Raw genomic sequence first — 18,887 nt, forward strand, 5'->3', positions numbered from 1 at the left:
AATGGCCGAATAGCGCCATCTTTTCCTCGCTAATGTCCGCCTGCGCGTCGCGCCGCCTCCAATATGCTGGGGTCATCGAACTTCGGCAGGCCAGCATGGGCGAAGAACAGACAATCCCGGTTTCCCTTTCCCTCGACCAGCTCAAGGCGTTCGCCACCGTGCTGACGCAGGGCTCGCTACTGCAGGAGGCGACGCTGCGGGTCGTCGCCGAGTGCGAGCAGAAGGCGATCATGGCCAATCAGATGCGCTGCGCACGACAGCGCCAGTGGGATTGACATCTCTGCAACCGGTTCCCGAGCGCTAAAGGATCTCCAGTGAAAAATGTCGCCGAACAGTTCTTGGATGCGGACAACTATGAGCCGCCTCCGCTCAGGCAGGTCCTTGGCGAGGATGCCGACGCCATCGACGCCATCGACGCCAACGACGCCATCGATGGCAGCGAGCTTGCGGATCCCGCGACCGGCCAGCCCGATGGCAAAGAGGGCCCGCGCCAGTTCCCGCGGCTGCTGCCGGTGGCGGTCGCCTCCGCCCAGTCCGGCGCGCGCACCGTCAAGGTGGCCGACATCGCCGGGTTCGAGCGACTCGTCGAGCAGAACGCGCTGACGGAATTCCGCGTGTTCCGCAGCTTCGGCTACTCAGTGGTCCTGTTCTTCCACGCCGCGGAGATGGTCTTCTATACCGTGCTCTACCAGGACGGTTCTCCCTGGCGCGTGATGACTTCCGTCGATCACGAGGCCAGCGAGTCGGTTTTCGTCCACTTCGAGGAGCGTACACGGCGCTGGGCCGAGGGCGAGGCACGCTGCGCGCTGGTCAAGGCAAGGAACGAGCAGATGGCGCGGATGTTCGAGCAATCGGAGCAGAGAGCGGAGCGCCTGCGCAGCGACCTGCAGCGCGTTGCCATGCAGGACCAGGCGCTGGGCAGCCGCCAGCAACAGGTGCGCAGGGAACTGGCCCGGCTCGAGGGCCTGCGCGTCACCGCCCAGGCCCAGCTCAACAAGTCCACCCGCCAGGCCCACCAGCTCATGCTGGCCGAGAGCGAAGGCTTGCCGCATCTGCCGGGCCGCTGAGAACGCGTACGGCGAGCCGCCCGGCACGCCTCGGCACACCTGCGCACAATTTGCCCGCGTGAGCCGGCACAATGCGGGACCGGCATGCATTGCGCCATGCCGGCCGCCCGCGCTGTGGAGACGATGATGGACACGACAGACAAGCCGGCCGGCGCCACGCCGCCGGCAATCCCGCATGGCAATCTGCTGGCCGGCGTGCCGGTGGAGCGCGCCGCCGAGCGCTTCGACGCCTTGCTCGAGCGCCCTGGCCTGAAAATCGAGCGCATCGTCTCGAATGGCCAGGCCAGCCCGCCGGACTTCTGGTACGACAGCGCGCAGGACGAATGGGTGCTGCTGCTCAGCGGCAGCGCCGGCCTGCACATCGATGGCGAAGCCGAAGCGCGCCGCCTGCTGCCCGGCGACTGGCTGTATCTGCCGGCGCATTGCCGCCATCGCGTGGCCTGGACCGATGCGGCGCAGCCTTCGGTCTGGCTCGCCGTGCATTGCGAACCGGGTGCGCAAGGCTGAGCCAGCGCTCGTCCCGCATCCGCATGCCCGACACCCGCATACCCATATGCGGGCCGCTGCTCTATGCATAGACGAAATGCGCGCTTCGGCGCGGGGCGCCGCTCGGCTATCGTGTGAGCTTGGCAAGCCAACCAGTCCATAGCGGGCTCGCCGCGTATCCAGCGGCCTGATAACCCGCCCATCCCGAATCATGTCTTTCCCGCTCCAGGCGCGGCTACCCGCGCGGCTCCCCGAGTCCTCGCCAGCGCGGGCACGCGCCGCCACTGTTGCCGGTGCAACAGCGATTCAACAAGCTGCGCCTGCAGCTGCTGCGATCGCGCCGCCGATCGTCGCAGGTGGCCGCAAATGGCCGCGGATAGCTCCAATCGCGGGCGATCCGTGCGGGCTTGCTTCTTGCGTCGTCAGCCGACAAGCGCACGCGGCAAGCGCCGGCGGACGGCCGATCGTTTTCCCCGCGGCGTCAATCCGGATCCATTCCTCAGGAGGTTTTCTCAATGGCTAAACCGCTGAACGTAGTTGCCGTCAACGGCAGCGCGCAGCAACCGTCGCGCACGCTGGCGCTGGTCCAGGCACTGCTGGACGAGCTGGACGCGCGGCTCGCGATCCAGCGCCGCATCGTCAACCTGGGCGACATCGCGCGGCCTCTGGGCGCCGCGCTGACACGCGCGGAACTGCCCCACGAGATCGAAAGCGAGCTGGTGGCGATCGAGCAGGCGGACCTGCTGCTGGTGGCGGCGCCGGTCTACCGCGGTTCCTATCCGGGCCACTTCAAGCACCTGTTCGACCTGATCGGGCAGGAGGCGCTGGTCGACAAGCCGGTGCTGCTGGCCGCCACCGGCGGCAGCGACCGCCACGCGCTGGTGCTGGAGCACCAGTTGCGGCCGCTGTTCGGCTTCATGCAGGCGCTGACCTTGCCGATCGGCGTGTACGGCAGCCCCGGCGAGTTCGAGCACTACAAGGTGAGCAGCCCCGCGCTGGCCGAGCGCATCCGCCTGGCCGCCGATCGCGCCGCGCCGCTGTTTGCCGCGCACCGCCGCACGGCGCTGCAGCGCGCCGCCTGAGGAGCACGCCGGCGATGAACGTATTCTGGTTCCTTCCCACCCACGGCGACGGCCATTACCTCGGCACCACCGAAGGCGCGCGGCCGGTCTCGCTGCGCTACCTGAAGCAGATCGCGCAGGCCGCGGACGACCTCGGCTACTACGGCGTGCTGATTCCCACGGGACGCTCCTGCGAGGACTCCTGGGTGATCGCCTCGGCTGTCGCGCCCTGGACCGAGCGGCTGCGCTACCTGGTGGCCATCCGCCCGGGCATCATCTCGCCCACGGTGTCGGCCCGCATGGCGGCCACGCTGGACCGCATCACCAACGGCCGGCTGCTGATCAACGTGGTCACCGGTGGCGATCCCGACGAGAATCGCGGCGACGGCCTCTACCTGGATCACAGCCAGCGCTATGCCGCGTCGGCCGAATTCCTGCGCGTATGGCGCCGCGTGCTCGAAGGCGAGGCAGTGCATTTCGCGGGCGAGCACATCAAGGTGGAGAACGCCAAGGCGCTCTATCCGCCGGTGCAGCGCCCCTATCCGCCGCTGTACTTCGGCGGCTCCTCGGAAGAGGCGCACGAACTGGCGGCCGAGCAGGTCGACGTCTACCTGAGCTGGGGCGAGCCGCCCGCCGCGGTGGCGCAGAAGATCGCCGACGTGCGCGAGCGCGCCGCGCGGCTCGGGCGCACGGTGCGCTTCGGCGTGCGGCTGCACGTGATCGTGCGCCGCACCAGCGAGGAAGCATGGCGCGCCGCGGACCAGTTGATCGCGCAGATATCCGACGAGACCATCGCCGCCGCGCAGACATCGTTCGCGCGCTTCGATTCGGTCGGCCAGCGCCGCATGGCGCAGTTGCATGGCGGGCGCCGCGACCAGCTCGAGATCTATCCCAACCTGTGGGCCGGCGTGGGCCTGGTGCGCGGCGGCGCCGGCACCGCGCTGGTGGGCAGCCCGCAGGAGGTCGCGGCGCGCATCAAGGAGTATGCCGATCTTGGCATCGAGAGCTTCATCTTCTCGGGCTACCCGCACCTGGAGGAAGCCTACCGTTTCGCCGAACTGGTGTTCCCGTTGCTGCCCGAGCCGTATGCCAGCCTTGCGCGCGGCGGCGCCACCAACCTGACCGGACCGTTCGGCGAGATGATCGCCAACGACGTGCTGCCCGGCAGCAAGGCCGCGGCATGAGCGTGCGCCCGCGCGTGGTGCCGCTGGACCCGCGCCGCACGGCCCAGGCGCTGGCGCGCGACTTTGCCGGGACCGCCGCCGAGCGCGATGCGCGCGGCGGCACCCCCAAGGCCGAGCGCGATGCGCTGCGCGCCAGCGGCCTGCTGGCCCTGACCATTCCCGCCGAGCTCGGCGGGCTGGGCGGCAGCTGGGCCGACATGCTGGCCGTGGTGCGCACGCTGGCCAGCGCCGATGCGTCGCTGGCCCATGTCTATGGCTTCCATCACCTGACACTGGCCACGCTGCGGTTGTTCGGCAACGCCGGCCAGTGGCGGCCGTGGTGGGAGCAGACCGCGCTGCGCGGCTGGTTCTGGGGCAACGCGCTGAACCCGCTCGATGCGCGCACCGTGGCCAGCCGTGGCGCGGCCTGCTACGAATTCTCCGGCAAGAAGAGCTTTTGCTCCGGTGCCCTCGATTCCGAGATGCTGGTGGCATCGGCGCTGGAAGATGGCAGTGGCCGCCTGCTGATCGCCGCGCTGCCGACCAGCCGCAGCGGCATCACGCCGCATCATGACTGGGACAGCATCGGCCAGCGCCAGACCGACAGCGGCAGCGTCTCCTTCGAGCGCGTGCGCGTCGAGGCGCAGGAACTGCTGCTCGACCCGGGGCCGCTGAGCACGCCGTTCGCGTGCCTGCGGCCGCTGCTGGCGCAACTGGTGTTCTGCCATACCTTCCTGGGCATCGCCGAAGGCGCCTTCGAGGAAGCGCGCGGCTATACGCGGAACGAGGCGCGTCCGTGGTTCCGCTCCGCGGCCGCGCACGTCACCGAGGATCCCTATGTGCTGGCGCGCTACGGCGAGTTCTGGGTCGGCCTGGAAAGCGTGCGGCTGCTGGTGGAGCGCGCCGCCGCCCACTTCGACAAGGCCTGGCAGGCCGGCGAGCGGCTCGATGCCGATGCGCGCGGCGCGCTCGCGGTCGACATCGCCGCGGCCAAGGTGGCTTCGACCCGCACCGGGCTCGACCTCGCCAGCCGCATCTTCGAGGTCACCGGCGCGCGCGCCACGCACGGCGCGCTGCGGCTGGACCGCCACTGGCGCAACCTGCGCACGCAGTCGCTGCACGACCCGCTCGACTACAAGCTCCACGAACTCGGCGACTGGGCACTGAACGGCGCCGTGCCAAGCCCATCCTTCTACTCATGATCCCATGCAGCTAGTGTCCTGGCCACCGCCGGCGTCGCGTCCGGCGCAGCACCTCGCGCACGTCTTCGCCGACACGAGATCTCTGGCCCTGCTCAGCCACGTGGAAAAGGTCGCGCCCAGCGAGGCCAGCATCCTGATCGTGGGCGAGACCGGCACCGGCAAGGAGATGATGGCGCGCCACGTCCACAACCTGAGCGCGCGCCGCCACCGGCGCTTCGTCGCGGTCAACTGCGGCGCGTTCTCCGAGTCGCTGGTCGATGCCGAACTGTTCGGCCACGAGAAGGGCGCCTTCACCGGCGCCCTCGGCGCCAAGCCGGGCTGGTTCGAGGAAGCCGACGGCGGCACGCTGTTCCTCGACGAGATCGGCGACCTGCCGATGTCGCTGCAGGTCAAGCTGCTGCGCGTACTGCAGGAGCGCGAAGTGGTGCGGCTGGGTTCGCGCAAGCCGGTGCCGATCGACGTGCGCGTGCTGGCCGCCACCAACCGGCCGCTGGACGAAGCCATCCGCAACGGCAGCTTCCGCAAGGACCTGTTCTATCGCCTCAACGTGGTGACGCTGGAGATCCGTGCGCTGCAGGAACGCCCCGGCGACATCCTGCCGCTGGCGCAGCATTTCCTGCGCAAGTACGGCGAGCGGCTCGGCTACGGCGAGGTCGCGCTGAGCCCGGACGCGCAGCGCAAGCTGCAGCGCTATGCGTGGCCCGGCAATATCCGCGAGCTGGAGAACGTGCTGCACCACGCCTTGCTGACCTGCCAGCACGACTGCATCGACGCCGGCGACCTGCATGTGCGGGAGCCGGGCGGGGACGTCACCGCGGTGCTGCCCGATGCGGCTCCCGGCGTGGCGCTCGCCGCGGGCGCCATGCCGGCCGCCGCCGGGCCGGACGATGAAGCTGCCTCCGCCTTGCTGGAACGCGCGCTGCTGCGCCTGTTCGAGCAAGCACCGGAAGGCGTGCACGAAACCGTGGAGAGCGCGCTGCTGCGCGCCGCTTTCCGCTACTGCCGCTTCAATCAGGTCCACACCGCGGCGCTGCTTGGCCTGAGCCGGAACATCACGCGCGCCAGGCTGATCCAGCTTGGCGAGCTGCGCGTCAACCGGCGCAAGCCGGGCGAGCCAGAAGAGCCGGCGAGCACCGATCCGGCCGGCATCGGCGAGGCCGCCGGTGGCACGGCACAAGCCGGCGCCGCGAAGGTATTCGCCATCGCCATCTGAACCTGGGTCAGGCCGGCGTCCAGGGCAACAATCCAACCAGGCGCAACACCGCCATTTCCACCATGCCAGAAAAAGATCATTTCCCCGCGTCGGCCGAACTGGCCGCCCGCTTCCGCCCACTGTTCGCCGGGATCGCCGAACGCGCGGCCGAACGCGAGCACACGCGCGAACTGGCCTTCGATGCCGTGAAACTGCTGCGCGAGTCCGGCTTCGGCGCGCTGCGGGTGCCGGTGGCGCTAGGCGGGTTCGGCGCCTCGCCCGAGCAACTGGCCGAACTGCTGGTCGAGCTGGGCGCGGCGGACTCCAACCTGCCGCAGATCCTGCGCGCGCATTTCGGTTTCGTCGAACGCCTCTATGCCGAGGTGGCGCCCGCGCTGCGCGAACGCTGGCTGAGGCTGGTGGCCCAAGGCACCATCTTCGGCAACGCCACCACCGAGACCGGTGACGGCACGCTGGGCCGGCATCGCACTACGCTGACGCGTGACGCAAGCAACGGCGAAGGCTGGCGCCTGGACGGCGAGAAGTTCTACAGCACCGGCACGCTCTATGCGGACTGGATCGCGGTGGCCGCCAACCGTGTCGGCGAGGACAGCGCGCCCGACACCGTCGATACGGTCTACGTGCTGGTGCCTGCCGATGCGGCCGGCATCGAGCGCGTCGACGACTGGCGCGGCTTCGGACAGCGCCTGACCGGCTCCGGCACCACGCGCTTCGACGGCGTGACGGTCGGCGATGCGCAGGTGCTGAGCTTCCCGCGCAATGTGCCCACCTCCATGACCGCCTTCTTCCAGCTGGTGCACCTGGCCACGCTGGCCGGCATCGCGCGCGCGGTCGAGCGCGACGCCGCCGCCTTCGTGCGCGCGCGGCGCCGCGTCTACAGCCACGGCAGCGGCGCCACGCCGGCCGAAGATCCGCTGGTGCAGCAAGTGGTGGGACAGTTGAGCGGCACCGCCTTCGTCGCCGCCAGCGCGGTCGCCGCGGTGGCGCAGGGCCTGGGCGAAGTGGACCGCGTGCGCCAGCGCGGCGAGACCGTGCCCGCGGCCCTGCTCGACGAGGTGGAACTGCGCGCGGCCAAGGCGCAGTCGGTGGTGCCCGACCTGGTGCTGGCAGCCGCCACGCGCCTGTTCGATATCGGCGGCGCCTCGGCCCTCGACGAAAGCCGCCGGCTGGACCGGCACTGGCGCAATGCCCGCACGCTGGCCTCGCACAATCCGGCCATCTACAAGGCGAGGGCGGTGGGGGACAACGCGATCAATGGCGCCGCGCCTACCTACTACTGGTCGGTGGGCGCCAAGGCGGCCTGACCGGTCCGGTGGGGCTCAGGCCGCCAGCGGCACGATCTCGCGGGCGATAGCCTCGCCCGACGCTGCCCACGCCACGCGCAGGTCGTAGGCTGCCTGCAGGTTCGCCCAGAATTCCGGCGTGGTGCCGAAGTAGCGTGCCAGGCGTAGTGCCGTCTCCGGCGAGATGGCGCGCTTGCAGCGCACGATGTCGTTGATGCGGGGTGCCGGGACATGCAGGGCCATGGCCAGGGCATGCGCCGTCATGTTGTTCGGAACGAGGAAGTCCTCGCGCAGGATCTCGCCGGGGTGGACCGGCTCGATGCTTTCGCCGGTGGCGACATCCGAGAAATCGACCTTGTTCAGGTCCGCGCGCTTGATCGTCATGGTGGCCTCGATGGTCGATGTGGTCGATGTGGTCGGTGTGGTCAGTGGTAGTCGGTGATTTCCACCTCGTAGGCGTCGCCGCTGCCAAAGCGGAAACAGATCCGCCACTGGTCGTTGATCCGGATGCTCCACTGGCCCTTGCGGTCAGCCTTGAGTGCCTCCAGCCGGTTGGCGGGCGGCGCCCGCAGGTCCTCGAGTGCGGCCGCCGCGTCGAGCATCTCGAGCTTGCGGAGCGCGGGCCGCTGGATTTCGCGCGGAAGGCTGCTCACGAACTTGCCGGCGTACACCGCTGCGGTGGCCTTGCTGGCGAAGCTTCGAATCATGTCGGCAATCCTATAATGCGTTGAGTTTAACGTCAAGCGTTATTCGCTTCACGTTAAGTCGCGTCCGCGCGATGCACACGCCGGCACGCTGGGGTTGCGGATGGCGGCGCCGATATGACGCTTGCGGAAATAGAAACGGGTGCGCGAGGCGCCTGGGGGAAGGCAACCGCGCCTCGCGGCATGCGCAAGGCGCGGGGGCGAAGACGCCCGGGTGTTGAAGCGTGCCGGGACGTCCGGGGTGCTGAAGGCGGAGGTTTCATGAGGTCCATGCATGGCGAACCGCTCGCGGTCCAGCCAGAGAGCGTAAATCCGCTCTCCCCGGGCATGCATGGGACGATTCTCAAGGCGCCCGGTTAGTCGGCCGTATCGGGCCCTGCCGGCCCGGCCCGCGCTCAGGGCGCCCGCAGCAGCCGCGCGCAGCGGTCGCCCAGCCACTGGATGATGCTGACCAGGCCGATCAGCAGCACGATCACCACCACCATCACGGTGGTGTCGAAGCGCTGGTAGCCGTAGCGGATGSCGAKATCGCCGAGYCCGCCSSCGCCSACCGCGCCGRCCATSGCCGACGCGCCTACCAGTGATACCACGGTGATGGTGAAGCCGCCCACGATGCCGGGCAGCGCTTCCGGCAGCAGCACGTGCCAGACGATATGGCGGCGCTGGCAGCCCATGGCCTGCGCCGCTTCCACCAGGCCGCGGTCGACTTCGCGCAGGCTGATCTCGGCAATGCGGGCGAAAAAAGGCGTGGCGCTGATCGACAGCGGCACCACGGCTGCCCACACGCCGATGGTCGCGCCCACCACCAGGCGCGTGAACGGCAGCAACGCCACCAGCAGCACGATGAAGGGCGTGGCGCGAAAGCCGTTGACCACGCTGCCCAGGGCGCGGTGCAGGCGCGGCGACGCGAGCACGCCGCCGGGCGCGCTGAGCACCAGCACCAGCGCCAGCGGAATGCCCAGCGCCACCGCCACCAGTGCCGAGGCGCCGACCATGGTCAGCGTATCGAACAAGCCTTGCCAGATACGTTCAATGGTCAGTGGGGACATAGCCGATCACCTTGGCGTGTTGGGACTGGATGGCGGCGGCCAGCGCCTCGGGCGCCAGCCTGGTACCGGGCGCGGCCAGCAGCAGGCGGCCCTGGCTGTGGCCCTGGATGCGGTCGATGCCGGCGTGCAGCAGGCGCACGCGGCCACCCAGCGCGGCGGCGATGCCGGCCAGCTCGGGGGCGGCGCCTGCGCCGCTGTAGCGCAGCTCGACCAGTTGTTCGCAGGCGCCGTGCGCCGGCGGCGCGGCCTGCAGTTTCTGCGCGAGGTCTTCGGGCAGGCCGGCTTGCAGGGGCTGCAGCAGCGCCTGCGTGGCGGCATGGCGCGGATTGCCGAACACTTCCCAGACCGGGCCATGTTCGGCGATGCGGCCGCCCTCGAGCACCAGCACGCGGTCGCAGATGTCGCGGATCACGCGCATCTCGTGCGTGATCAGCACCACGGTCAGGCCGAAGCGCCGGTTGATGTCGCGCAGCAGCGCCAGGATGGACTGCGTGGTTTCCGGGTCCAGCGCCGAGGTGGCCTCGTCGCACAGCAGGATCTGCGGCCGGTGCACCAGCGCGCGGGCAATGCCCACGCGCTGCTTCTGGCCGCCGGAGAGCTGGCCCGGGTAGGCGTACTGCTTGCCGTCCAGCCCGACCAGGCCGAGCAGTTCCTCTACCCGCGGCGCGATCTCGGCGCGCGGCACGCCGGCCACCTTGAGCGGCAGCGCCACGTTGTCCCATACGGTCTTGGCCGAGAGCAGGTTGAAGTGCTGGAAGATCATGCCGATGCGGCGGCGCAAGGCCACCAGCGCGGCGGCGTCGAGCGTGGCAAGGTCGGCGCCGTCCACCAGCACACTGCCGCTGCTGGGCGTTTCCAGCCGGTTGATGGTGCGCAGCAGGCTGGACTTGCCGGCGCCGCTGCGACCGATGATGCCGAACACGCCGCCGGCGGGGATGTCGACGTCGATCTCGCGCAGCGCATGCACGTCGCCGGCCGGCGTGTGGTAGACCTTGCAGACCTGCCGGAAGGCGACGGCGCCGGCGGCGTTCGTGGCCTGCCTGGTGTTCGTGGCGGCATCGCGCGGGCTGCCGGCATGGGCGGGCAGGCTCGCCCGGTCGGGCGCGGCTCCGAGCCGGCGCAGGAAGGTCAGCGTGCCCATGGCGTCACTGCTTGCGCCACGGCAGGCTATAGAGCTTGTCGTTATTGGCGTAGGACTCGCGCAGCTTCTGCAGCACGGCCGGCGACTCCTGGTAGAGCCTGACGAAGCGGGCGATGCGCGGGTCGCCGGCATTGTCCTGGCGGCTGACGAAGCGGATGGCAAAGTAGACGTCGTCCACGCCGGAATAGAGCAGGCCGGCGCCAGCGATCTGCGGCTTGCCCGCGTTGACGAAGTGGGCCGGGTAGCCTTGCGCCAGGTCCACGTCGTCGAGCGCCCGTACCAGTTGCGGGCCTTCGATCTCCACGAACTTGAGTTTCTTCGGGTTGGCCACGATGTCGTCGAGCCCGCCGCGCGCACCCACGCCGTCGCGCAGCTTGATCAGCCCGGCTTTCTGCAGCAGCAACAGGCCGCGGCCCTGGTTGACGGGGTCGCTGGCCACGCCCACGCGCGCGCCGTCCTTGAGCTCGTCGAAGCGCTTGATGCGGCTGGAGTACAGGCCGATATTGGGCAACACGCCCACTGCCACGCTCTTGAAGGCATAGCCGCGTTCCTTCACGGCATTGTCGAGGAAGGCCTGGTGCTGGAAGTAGTTGAGGTCGAGATCGCCTGACGCCAGCGCCACGTTCGGCGTGGTCCAGTCGGTCAGCTCGACCACCTTCACGTCCAGGCCCTGCTTGCGCGCCTCGGCCGCGGCCACTTCGACCGAGTCGGCCAGCGCGCCCGGGGTGACGCCGATGCGCAGCGGCGCGGCATGGGCGGCATGCAGGGCCGTCGCCAGGGAGAAGCCCGCGAGGGCGGAAATCAACAGTCGCTTGAGTGTCATTTGCTTGGATGCCCGGTTGAAACGGAAGTGGATGCGCAGTGGCTTGCGCGGTTGTTTGCGCAGTTGTTTGAAACCTGCCCGGCCGCCTTAGTCCGACAGCCGGCGGAACTGCGCCGCCGCGTGGCGCGCCGGCAGGCGATCGCCTTCGCCGAACAGCTTGCCGCGCAGGCTGCCCTCGGCGTAGCGGGTCTTGTAGAGGCCGCGGTTCTGCAGCTCGGGCACCACCAGCTCGACGAAGTCCTCGTAGCTTTCCGGCACCACGGTGCGGCTCAGGTTGAAGCCGTCGATGCCGGTCTCGTCGATCCAGGACTGCAGCTCGTCGGCCACCTGCGCGGCGTCGCCGACGATGGCCGGATAGCGCCCGCCCAGCTCGAACAGCTCCAGCAGCCGCCGGCGCGTCCAGCCGTGCTGCTGGGCTGTGCGCGTGGCGGATTCAATGGCGTTGCCGCCGTTGTAGTCGACCGGTGCGTCGAGGTCGTAGCGGCCGAAGTCCACGCCGGTGCTGGCGGCGAAGTGGGCGAGGCCAGCCTCGCGGCTGGCGTAGTCCTTGTAGTCGGCGTGTTTCTGGCGCGCCTCGGCATTGGTGCGGCCCGCCACCACGGCGGCGCCGGCGAATACCTTGATATCGTCGGGCCGGCGGCCGGCCGCCATCAGTTGCTCGCGCAGCGCGCGCACGGTGTTGCGCGCGGCTTCCTTGCTGGGCGGCGAGATGAATACGCATTCGGCGTGGCGCGCGGCGAATTGCTGGCCGCGCCCCGAGCTGCCGGCCTGGAACAGCACCGGCGTGCGCTGCGGCGACGGCTCGGCCAGGTGACAGCCCTCGACCTTGTAGTACTTGCCCTGGTGGTTCACCTTGTGCACGCGGCCGGGGTCGGCAAACACGCGCGCGGCCTTGTCGCGCCGCACCGCGTCGTCTTCCCAGCTGCCTTCCCACAGCTTGTAGAGCACCTCCAGGTATTCGTCGGCGCGGTCGTAGCGCTCGTCGTGGGCGATCTGGTTGTCCAGTCCCATCGCGCGCGCGGCGCTGTCCAGGTAGCCGGTGACGATATTCCAGCCCACGCGCCCGCGCGTGAGGTGGTCAAGCGTGGAGAAGCGCCGCGCCAGCAGGTAGGGCTGCTCGTAGGTGAGGTTGACGGTGACGCCGAAGCCCAGGTGCTGCGTCACGGCGGCCATCGCCGATACCAGCAGCAGCGGGTCGTTGACCGGCAACTGGATCGATTCGCGCAGCGTCACGTCCACGTTGCCCTGGTAGATGTCGTACACGCCCACGATGTCCGCGATGAACAGGCCGTCGAACAGGCCGCGCTCGAGCGTGCGCGCCTGGCCGGTCCAGTATTCGATCGTGTTGTAGTCGATGGAGCGGTCGCGCGGATGCGTCCACAGGCCGTGGTTGATATGGCCCACGCAGTTCATGTTGAAGGCGTTGAGCAGGATTTGCTTGCGTGCCATCAGAGGGCTCCGTGCCGGGTGGGAAGGCGGTCGTTGAGGTAGTAGTTGCCGACCGCGTGGTACTTCCAGCGCACCGGGTCATGCAGCGTGTGAGTGCGTGCGTTGCGCCAGAAGCGGTCCAGCCCCAGGCCATCGAGCGTGGCGCTGGTGCCGGCCAGCTCGAACAGCTTGCTGCCGGCCAGCAGCGATGCGGTGGTGGTGAGCGCGCGCGCCTCGGCCACGGCGATCGAGGCCGCGGCCACGCTGCGCTCGTCCGGCGCGGCCTGGGCCACGTCGACGATGCGCCCGGCGCGGCGCAGCAGCGCTTCGGCCGCGCGCAGGCGCACCGCCACCTCGCCCACCTGGTGGATGGTCAGCGGATCGTCCGCGGCGCGCGCCACGCCGGCATCCAGCCACGGGCGCGACTGCTCGCGCACGAAGGGCAGCGTGGCCTCGAAGGCGCCGCGGCCGATGCCGAGGTCGATGGCGGCGTGCATGATCTGCGCCACCGGGCCGATGGTGGTGGGCTGCTCGAAGGAGGCCAGGAAGGGCACCACCCAGTCCGCCTCCACGCGCACGTTCTCGAACGTGACAGAGCCACTGCCGGTGATGCGCTGGCCGAAGCCGTCCCAGTCGTCGGTGATGGTCACGCCCGGCGCGGTGCGCGGAACGACCGCCAGCAGCGTGACCTCGCGGCCGTCCTGCTCGGCCACCACCAGCGTGGGGATCCAGTGCGCATAGAGCGCGCCGGTGCAATAGAACTTCTTGCCGTCCACGCGCCAGCCGTCGCCGTCGGGGCTGAGCCGGGTGCGGCGCTTGAAGTCCTTGTGGCCGATCTCGGCAAGCGCGTTGCCGAAGCGTTCGCCGGCCAGCGCGCGTGCGTAGAAGAAGCGCTTCTGCGCTTCGCTGCCGCCCACGCGCAGCACTTCCAGCGCATAGAAATGGTTCTGCGGGATCTGCCCCAGCGAGCCGTCGGCGCCGGCGATGGTGGCGATCACCTCGGCCAGCGTCACGGTGCAGACGCCGGCGCCGCCGAACTCGCGCGGCACCGTGATGCCCCACAGGCCGCTGGCGCTGAAGGCGTCGAGCTCGGCCCAGGGCAGGCGGCGCTCGCGGTCGCGCAGCGCGGCCCCGGGCGCGAACTGCGCGGCCAGCCGGCGTGCGGTGGCGATGGCGTCGGCGTCGTCGCGGATCAGGGCGGGCGCCTGCGCCGGCGGCGCGGCGGGCGCGGGGCGGCTGGCGGGGCTGTCGTCGGCGGGAACCGGGGTAAGTAGCAAGGACATGTCAGTTCCAGGAGTGGCGCGCGGGCAGCACGTGATTGAGGTAGTAGTTGCCGATCAGGTGGGTCTTCCAGCGCACCGGGTCGTGCAGCGTGTGGGTGCGCGCGTTGCGCCAGTGGCGGTCGAGGTTGTGGCGCGCGCGCGTGGCGGAGGAGCCGGCCAGCTCGAACAGCTTTTCGCTGGCGGCAAGCGCGGCCTCGGTGGTCAGCACCTTGGCCTCGGCCACGGCGACCGAAGCGCGTGCGCTGGCCTCGGCGTCCGGCCCCTGCGGCGCGGCCGCGGCGGCGATGGCGTCCAGCGCGCGGCCGGCTTCGAGCAGCACTTCGCGCGCGGCGTGCACATCGATCTGCAGGCGGCCCACGTCGGCGATGAGATGGGGGTCGTCGGTGGCGTGCTCCAGGCCGGAGTCGATCCACGGGCGCGCGTACTGCCGCGCGAAGGCAATGGCGTCGGCCAGCGCGGCCTCTGCGATGCCCTGGTCGATGGCGGCCTGGATCAGTTGCGAGGTGGCGCCGTACAGGCCGGGGCGCTCCGCCAGCTGCCACACCGGCAGCACGTCGTCGGGCGAGACCGGCACGTTGTCGAACACCACGCCGCCGCTGGCGGTGGTGCGCTGGCCGAAGGAGGACCAGTCGTCCACGATGGACAGGCCGCGCGCCTCGCGCGGCGACCACACCTGCACCGCGCGGCCCTGCGCATCGAGCGCGCGCGCCGGCACGCGGTGCGCGAACAGCGCGCCGGTGGAATAGAAGCGGCGGCCGTTCAGGCGCAGGCCCTGCGGCGTCTCGCTCAAGCGCGTGGTGCCTTGCAGCACGTCCGGGCTATGCTCGGAGCGGCGTTCCGGGCCGGCGTTGCCCAGCCGCGCGCCGGACAGCACCTCGCTGTAGAAGCGGCGCTTCTGCGCCGCGGAGCCGGCTTCGCGCAGCACGCCCAGCAGGCCGAAGTGGTTCTGCGGGATCTGGCCCAGCGCCGGATCGGCCGCGCACAGGATCACGAAGACCTCGGCCAGCGTGGCGTAGGACACCTCGGCGCCGCCGTAGGCGCGCGGCACCGTGATGCCGCCCAGGCCGCTCTCGGACCACAGGTCCAGTTCTTCCCATGGCAGGCGGCGCGTGCGGTCGCGCCCGGACGCGCCCTCTGCGAAGCGGGTGGCAAGATCGCGCGCGGCCTCGAGGGCCTGGGCGTCGGTGGCGATGCGCCGCACGCGCTCGGGGTCGGGCAGGCGCGCCGGCGCGGCCGGCAGGGCGGAAGCAGGAAAATCTGACAGTCGGGTCATGGCAGTCGAGGAAAGGAAAAGCTAGGCCGGCGCCGTGGTGCGGACGCGGCGCAGGCGAGGATTGAGGGCGGCCTGAAGGCCATCGCTGAGCAGGTTGAGCGCAAGCACGGTCAGCACTACCGCCAGCCCGGGGATGGCGGTCATGTACCAGCCGGTGCGCAGGGCGTCGCGGCCCAGGCCGATCATCGAGCCCCAGCTCACCACATTGGGGTCGCCCAGGCCGAGGAAGGCCAGCCCGGCCTCGGACAGGATGGCGTTGGCCACCAGCAGCCCGGTGGAGACGATGATCGGCGTCCAGGCGTTGGGCAGGATCTCGCGGAAGATCAGGTGCACGTCGCCGGCGCCCACCGCCACCGCGGCGCGCACGTACTCGCGCTCGCGCAGCGACAGGAATTCCGCGCGCACCAGCCGCGCCACGCTGGTCCACGAGGTCACGCCGAGCGCGAACACGATGGTGCCCAGCGTGGGCTTGAGCACCGCCACCAGGATGATGGCCAGCAGGAAGGCCGGGATGGTCTGGAAGAACTCGGTGATGCGGCTCAGCACGGCGTCGGTGCGGCCGCGGTAGAAGCCGGCCACGGCGCCCACCGTGACGCCGATGGCCAGCGCCACCAGCGCCGACGACACGCCCACCAGCAGCGACACGCGCGCGCCGTGCGCCAGCCCGGCCAGCAGGTCGCGGCCCATCAGGTCGGTGCCGAGCGGCGTGGCGGGACCGGCGCCGGGCCAGGTGTAGGGCGCGCCCACCATGTCGAGCGGGTCGTCGGGGAACAGCACGCCGGCCAGCGCGGCGGCCGCGGCCACCACCAGCAGCACGATGCCGCCGAGCCAGATCGAAGGTTGCAGGTACCAGCGTTTCATGCGGCGCTCCCGGTAGCGGATGCAGGCGGGCGCGCCGGCGAGGCCGCGCGGCGCACGCGCGGATCGAGCGCGGCCTGCGCCAGATCCACGAGAACGTTGGCCAGCACCACCAGCACGCCGCTGCAGATCAGCACGGCCAGCAGCACCGGGATGTCGCGGCTCTTGATGGCTTCGAACGACAACTGTCCGAGGCCGGGCCAGGCGAACACCGTCTCCACCACGATCGAGCCGCCCAGCAGGGCGCTGCTCTGCACGCCCAGCATGGTGACCACCGGCAGCAGCGCGTTGCGCAGCGCATGGCGGAAGATCACCTGGTGCTCGCGCGCGCCCTTGGCACGCGCGGTGCGGATGTAGTCTTCGGCCAGCGTCTCGATCATGGCGGCGCGCGCCAGCCGCGCGTACACCGCCACGTAGTAGATCGCCAGCGTCAGCACCGGCAGCGCCAGGTGCCGCAGGTAATCCAGCCACAGTTGCACGCCGTGGTAGCCGGCGTTGACCTCGCGCAGGCCGCCTACCGGCAGCCATTCGAGCTGTACGCCGAACAGCACGATCAGCATCAGCGAAGTCCAGAACATCGGTGCCGAATAGCCCACCGTGGCCAGCGCCGACAGCACGGTGTCGGTCAGCCCGTGCGGGCGCCGCGCCGCCGCCACGCCCAGCAGCACGCCGGCCAGCGTGGACAGCAGCAGCGCCGCGCCGACCAGCGCCAGCGTGGGGCCGAGCCGGTCCAGCAGCAGGTTGAGCACCGGCTCGCCGAAGCGGAACGAGTAGCCCAGGTCACCCTGCGCGATGCGGCCCAGGTAGGCCAGCAGTTGTTCCGGCAGGCTGCGGTCCAGCCCGTAGAGCTGGCGCAGTTGTGCCACGTACTGGGGCGGCACGTTGCCGCTCTCGCTGGCGATCACGTCGACCAGGTCGCCCGGCAGCGCCTTGAGCAGGGCGAAGTCCAGCACGGCGGTGGCGAACACCACGCCCAGGAGTTGCAGCAGGCGCCTGAGCAGCGACCTGAGCAGGGATCTGGCTATGCGCACGGCGTCCTCGCTTTACTTGGCGGCCAGCCAGACCCGGGCAAAATTGCTCTGGCTGTGGTCGAAGGTGTCGGTGACGTTGCGCAGGCGCTTGTCCCACACGCCGAACCAGCGGAACTCGAACAGGTTGAGCAGCGCCAGGTCCTGCTGGGCCAGCTTCTGGAAATCCTGGTAGAGCCGCACGCGGCGCGCCGGGTCGGGTTCCACCTGGGCCGCTTCGAGCAGGCGGTCCGCTTCCGGGCTGGCGTAGCCGGAGGCGTTCTGCCACGGCGTGCCCTTCGATTCGGCCTTGGACCAGTAGTGCTGCTCGACGCCGATCTGCGGGTCCTGCCAGTTGATGCCCCAGGAACTGACCAGCTGGAAGTTGTAGTCGCTGAAGACGTTCTTGGTCCAGGTGGGCAGGTCCTGGCCGCGCAGGTTCACGTCGATGCCCACCGCGCGCAGCGACTGGCGCACGAACTCCCCGGTGCGGCGGTAATCGTCGCCGAAGGGGATGTAGTCATGGTCCAGCTTGAAACGCCAGCCGTCGGCCTTGCGCGGGAAGCCGGCTTCGTCGAGCAGGGCTTCGGCCTTCTTGCGGTCGTATGGGTATTGCCTGGTGTCGCGCGTGTAGAAGGTCTTGAGCAGCGAGGACACCGGCCCGGTGGCGGGTTCCGCGTAGCCGCCCCACACGGTCTTGACCAGCGCCTGGTCGTTGATCGCGTGCAGGATGGCCTGGCGCACCTGGAGCTTGCCGATGATGGGGTCGCGCAGGTTGGGGATCAGCCACAGCCAGCCGGCAAAGCCGTTGTAGCCCTCGGTGCTGACCACCAGGTTGGGCGACTTGGCCAGGCGGTCGGCATCGGCGAAGGTCACCGGGTTGCGCTCGCCGTATTGCACCGCGCCGGTTTCCAGCGCGGTGGCGCGGCCGGCCACGTCGGGAATGATCTTGAAGGTGAGCTTGTCAAGGTAAGGCAGGCCCGGCGCCCAGTATTTGTCGAAGCGCTCCAGTGCGATGTGCTGGCCACGCACCCACTCCTTGAAGACGAAGGGGCCGGTGCCGACCGGCTTGTTGTTGTACGGGTTGTTGGGGATGTCGGTGTTTTCGTAGAGATGGCGCGGCAGCACCGGCGCGGCCACCACGTCGAGCGCGTTGAGGATCACCGGGGTCGGCTTGGCCAGCGTGAGCACCACGGTGTAGTTGTCGGGCGTCTCCACCTTGCGCAGGTGCTGGAACACGCGCCGCGCGGTCGGCGCGTACCTGGACCAGATCTGCTCGGCGGAGAACTTCACGTCGGCGGCGCCGAAGGGCTTGCCGTCATGCCACAGCACATTGCGGCGCAGCTTGATGCGCACGGTCAGGCCATCGGGCGAGACGTCCACGCTCTCGGCCAGTTGCGGGCGCGGCTTGAGGTCGGGGCCGTAGTCGAGCAGGCCGTCGAAGATCTTGCTGACCACCGTGCGGCCCGGGGTCGACGTATTGATGAAGAAGGCCAGCGTGGGCGGCTCGGGGTGCACCACGGCATCGAGCGCGCCGCCGCGCTGAGCGCCTTGCTCGGTATTCGGCGCGGACTTGGTCAGGGCCTGTGCCTCGGGCAACAGGCCGCCGAACAGGCCGCCGGCCAGCAGCGCGCCGCCGGCGCCCAGCCATTGTCGGCGCTGCGGGCTCTGCAGGTCGGCGGTGCCGGGAGAGGCTGCGTCGGCAGCGGAGGACGGATCGGCGATGGCGCGGTCTGGAGCGGTCATGGGGCGTCTGTGAGGCCGGAAGGCGGAATGTTGGAAAGGGCGAAGGAACGAAAGCGGCGCGATGAAAGCGGCGAAGGTGCAGCGAAGGCGTAGCGCAGGA

Annotated in this window: 19 protein-coding genes; 8 read left to right on the forward strand and 11 right to left on the reverse strand. The window is 70.1% G+C overall.

Going from position 1 to position 18,887, the window contains the following annotated elements:
* The first annotated feature begins 95 nt into the window (after positions 1-95).
* From AB4Z48_RS16035 to AB4Z48_RS16070, 8 genes are all read left to right on the forward strand, one after another.
* Complete coding sequence (locus AB4Z48_RS16035) at positions 96-275, forward strand: hypothetical protein (RefSeq protein WP_441615585.1); 180 nt, start codon at positions 96-98, stop codon at positions 273-275.
* A gap of 39 nt (positions 276-314) precedes the next feature.
* Complete coding sequence (locus AB4Z48_RS16040) at positions 315-1,067, forward strand: DUF2968 domain-containing protein (protein WP_441615587.1); 753 nt, start codon at positions 315-317, stop codon at positions 1,065-1,067.
* Positions 1,068-1,193: 126 nt separating this feature from the next.
* Positions 1,194-1,574, forward strand: a complete 381-nt coding sequence (locus tag AB4Z48_RS16045) for a cupin domain-containing protein (protein ID WP_441615739.1) — start codon at positions 1,194-1,196, stop codon at positions 1,572-1,574.
* Between the two features lie 494 nt (positions 1,575-2,068).
* Complete coding sequence (gene msuE, locus AB4Z48_RS16050; protein ID WP_441615589.1) at positions 2,069-2,635, forward strand: FMN reductase; 567 nt, start codon at positions 2,069-2,071, stop codon at positions 2,633-2,635.
* A gap of 14 nt (positions 2,636-2,649) precedes the next feature.
* Entirely contained in the window at positions 2,650-3,798 is a 1,149-nt protein-coding gene (gene ssuD / locus AB4Z48_RS16055) for an FMNH2-dependent alkanesulfonate monooxygenase (RefSeq protein ID WP_441615591.1), read from the forward strand.
* Positions 3,795-4,979: an acyl-CoA dehydrogenase family protein gene (locus AB4Z48_RS16060; protein WP_441615593.1), complete on the forward strand. Its 1,185-nt coding sequence runs from the start codon at positions 3,795-3,797 to the stop codon at positions 4,977-4,979. The genes ssuD and AB4Z48_RS16060 overlap by 4 nt, the downstream gene beginning before the upstream one ends.
* Before the next feature lie 4 nt (positions 4,980-4,983).
* Positions 4,984-6,192, forward strand: coding sequence for a sigma-54 interaction domain-containing protein (locus tag AB4Z48_RS16065; protein WP_441615595.1), 1,209 nt, complete (start codon positions 4,984-4,986; stop codon positions 6,190-6,192).
* A gap of 62 nt (positions 6,193-6,254) precedes the next feature.
* On the forward strand, positions 6,255-7,496 hold the full coding sequence (locus AB4Z48_RS16070; RefSeq protein WP_441615597.1) for an acyl-CoA dehydrogenase family protein: 1,242 nt from the start codon (positions 6,255-6,257) through the stop codon (positions 7,494-7,496).
* Positions 7,497-7,511: 15 nt separating this feature from the next.
* On the opposite strand, the gene AB4Z48_RS16075 is transcribed toward AB4Z48_RS16070, so the two are convergent.
* From AB4Z48_RS16075 to AB4Z48_RS16125, 11 genes are all read right to left on the reverse strand, one after another.
* Positions 7,512-7,859, reverse strand: a complete 348-nt coding sequence (locus tag AB4Z48_RS16075) for a HigA family addiction module antitoxin (RefSeq protein ID WP_441615599.1) — start codon at positions 7,857-7,859, stop codon at positions 7,512-7,514.
* A gap of 41 nt (positions 7,860-7,900) precedes the next feature.
* Positions 7,901-8,182 carry a type II toxin-antitoxin system RelE/ParE family toxin gene (locus AB4Z48_RS16080; protein WP_441615601.1) on the reverse strand — a complete coding sequence of 94 codons (282 nt, stop codon included), beginning with the start codon at positions 8,180-8,182 and terminating at the stop codon, positions 7,901-7,903.
* Between the two features lie 392 nt (positions 8,183-8,574).
* On the reverse strand, positions 8,575-9,228 hold the full coding sequence (locus AB4Z48_RS16085) for a methionine ABC transporter permease (RefSeq protein ID WP_441615602.1): 654 nt from the start codon (positions 9,226-9,228) through the stop codon (positions 8,575-8,577).
* Positions 9,209-10,369 (reverse strand): methionine ABC transporter ATP-binding protein, encoded by a 1,161-nt coding sequence (locus AB4Z48_RS16090; RefSeq protein ID WP_441615604.1) that lies wholly within the window; start codon positions 10,367-10,369, stop codon positions 9,209-9,211. Before AB4Z48_RS16090 ends, AB4Z48_RS16085 begins: the two co-directional genes overlap by 20 nt.
* A 4-nt stretch (positions 10,370-10,373) precedes the next feature.
* Entirely contained in the window at positions 10,374-11,192 is an 819-nt protein-coding gene (locus AB4Z48_RS16095) for a MetQ/NlpA family ABC transporter substrate-binding protein (RefSeq protein WP_441615606.1), read from the reverse strand.
* A gap of 87 nt (positions 11,193-11,279) precedes the next feature.
* Complete coding sequence (locus AB4Z48_RS16100; RefSeq protein WP_441615608.1) at positions 11,280-12,641, reverse strand: LLM class flavin-dependent oxidoreductase; 1,362 nt, start codon at positions 12,639-12,641, stop codon at positions 11,280-11,282.
* The gene (locus AB4Z48_RS16105) at positions 12,641-13,903 is read right to left on the reverse strand and encodes an SfnB family sulfur acquisition oxidoreductase (RefSeq protein WP_441615610.1); all 1,263 of its coding nucleotides are present in this window, start codon (positions 13,901-13,903) and stop codon (positions 12,641-12,643) included. Before AB4Z48_RS16105 ends, AB4Z48_RS16100 begins: the two co-directional genes overlap by 1 nt.
* 1 nt (position 13,904) lies before the next feature.
* Positions 13,905-15,176, reverse strand: a complete 1,272-nt coding sequence (locus AB4Z48_RS16110) for an SfnB family sulfur acquisition oxidoreductase (RefSeq protein ID WP_441615612.1) — start codon at positions 15,174-15,176, stop codon at positions 13,905-13,907.
* 21 nt (positions 15,177-15,197) lie between these two features.
* Positions 15,198-16,037: an ABC transporter permease gene (locus AB4Z48_RS16115; RefSeq protein WP_441615614.1), complete on the reverse strand. Its 840-nt coding sequence runs from the start codon at positions 16,035-16,037 to the stop codon at positions 15,198-15,200.
* The gene (locus AB4Z48_RS16120; protein WP_441615616.1) at positions 16,034-17,065 is read right to left on the reverse strand and encodes an ABC transporter permease; all 1,032 of its coding nucleotides are present in this window, start codon (positions 17,063-17,065) and stop codon (positions 16,034-16,036) included. Before AB4Z48_RS16120 ends, AB4Z48_RS16115 begins: the two co-directional genes overlap by 4 nt.
* A 12-nt stretch (positions 17,066-17,077) precedes the next feature.
* Positions 17,078-18,787 (reverse strand): ABC transporter substrate-binding protein, encoded by a 1,710-nt coding sequence (locus tag AB4Z48_RS16125; protein WP_441615618.1) that lies wholly within the window; start codon positions 18,785-18,787, stop codon positions 17,078-17,080.
* Positions 18,788-18,887 lie beyond the last annotated feature (100 nt).

The sequence above is a fragment of the Cupriavidus sp. 2TAF22 genome, from assembly GCF_052115045.1.
In the GTDB taxonomy this organism is placed as follows: Bacteria; Pseudomonadota; Gammaproteobacteria; order Burkholderiales; family Burkholderiaceae; genus Cupriavidus.

What these genes read in the sequence shown, in the direction of transcription:
- AB4Z48_RS16060 (WP_441615593.1), top strand. Translation starts at nt 3,795, where the DNA reads ATGAGCGTGCGCCCGCGCGTGGTGCCGCTGGACCCGCGCCGCACGGCC.
- AB4Z48_RS16070 (WP_441615597.1), top strand. Translation starts at nt 6,255, where the DNA reads ATGCCAGAAAAAGATCATTTCCCCGCGTCGGCCGAACTGGCCGCCCGC.
- AB4Z48_RS16095 (WP_441615606.1), bottom strand. Translation starts at nt 11,192, where the DNA reads ATGACACTCAAGCGACTGTTGATTTCCGCCCTCGCGGGCTTCTCCCTG.
- AB4Z48_RS16065 (WP_441615595.1), top strand. Translation starts at nt 4,984, where the DNA reads ATGCAGCTAGTGTCCTGGCCACCGCCGGCGTCGCGTCCGGCGCAGCAC.
- ssuD (WP_441615591.1), top strand. Translation starts at nt 2,650, where the DNA reads ATGAACGTATTCTGGTTCCTTCCCACCCACGGCGACGGCCATTACCTC.
- AB4Z48_RS16110 (WP_441615612.1), bottom strand. Translation starts at nt 15,176, where the DNA reads ATGACCCGACTGTCAGATTTTCCTGCTTCCGCCCTGCCGGCCGCGCCG.
- AB4Z48_RS16075 (WP_441615599.1), bottom strand. Translation starts at nt 7,859, where the DNA reads ATGACGATCAAGCGCGCGGACCTGAACAAGGTCGATTTCTCGGATGTC.
- AB4Z48_RS16125 (WP_441615618.1), bottom strand. Translation starts at nt 18,787, where the DNA reads ATGACCGCTCCAGACCGCGCCATCGCCGATCCGTCCTCCGCTGCCGAC.
- AB4Z48_RS16035 (WP_441615585.1), top strand. Translation starts at nt 96, where the DNA reads ATGGGCGAAGAACAGACAATCCCGGTTTCCCTTTCCCTCGACCAGCTC.
- AB4Z48_RS16115 (WP_441615614.1), bottom strand. Translation starts at nt 16,037, where the DNA reads ATGAAACGCTGGTACCTGCAACCTTCGATCTGGCTCGGCGGCATCGTG.
- AB4Z48_RS16090 (WP_441615604.1), bottom strand. Translation starts at nt 10,369, where the DNA reads ATGGGCACGCTGACCTTCCTGCGCCGGCTCGGAGCCGCGCCCGACCGG.
- AB4Z48_RS16045 (WP_441615739.1), top strand. Translation starts at nt 1,194, where the DNA reads ATGGACACGACAGACAAGCCGGCCGGCGCCACGCCGCCGGCAATCCCG.
- AB4Z48_RS16080 (WP_441615601.1), bottom strand. Translation starts at nt 8,182, where the DNA reads ATGATTCGAAGCTTCGCCAGCAAGGCCACCGCAGCGGTGTACGCCGGC.
- AB4Z48_RS16105 (WP_441615610.1), bottom strand. Translation starts at nt 13,903, where the DNA reads ATGTCCTTGCTACTTACCCCGGTTCCCGCCGACGACAGCCCCGCCAGC.
- AB4Z48_RS16100 (WP_441615608.1), bottom strand. Translation starts at nt 12,641, where the DNA reads ATGGCACGCAAGCAAATCCTGCTCAACGCCTTCAACATGAACTGCGTG.
- msuE (WP_441615589.1), top strand. Translation starts at nt 2,069, where the DNA reads ATGGCTAAACCGCTGAACGTAGTTGCCGTCAACGGCAGCGCGCAGCAA.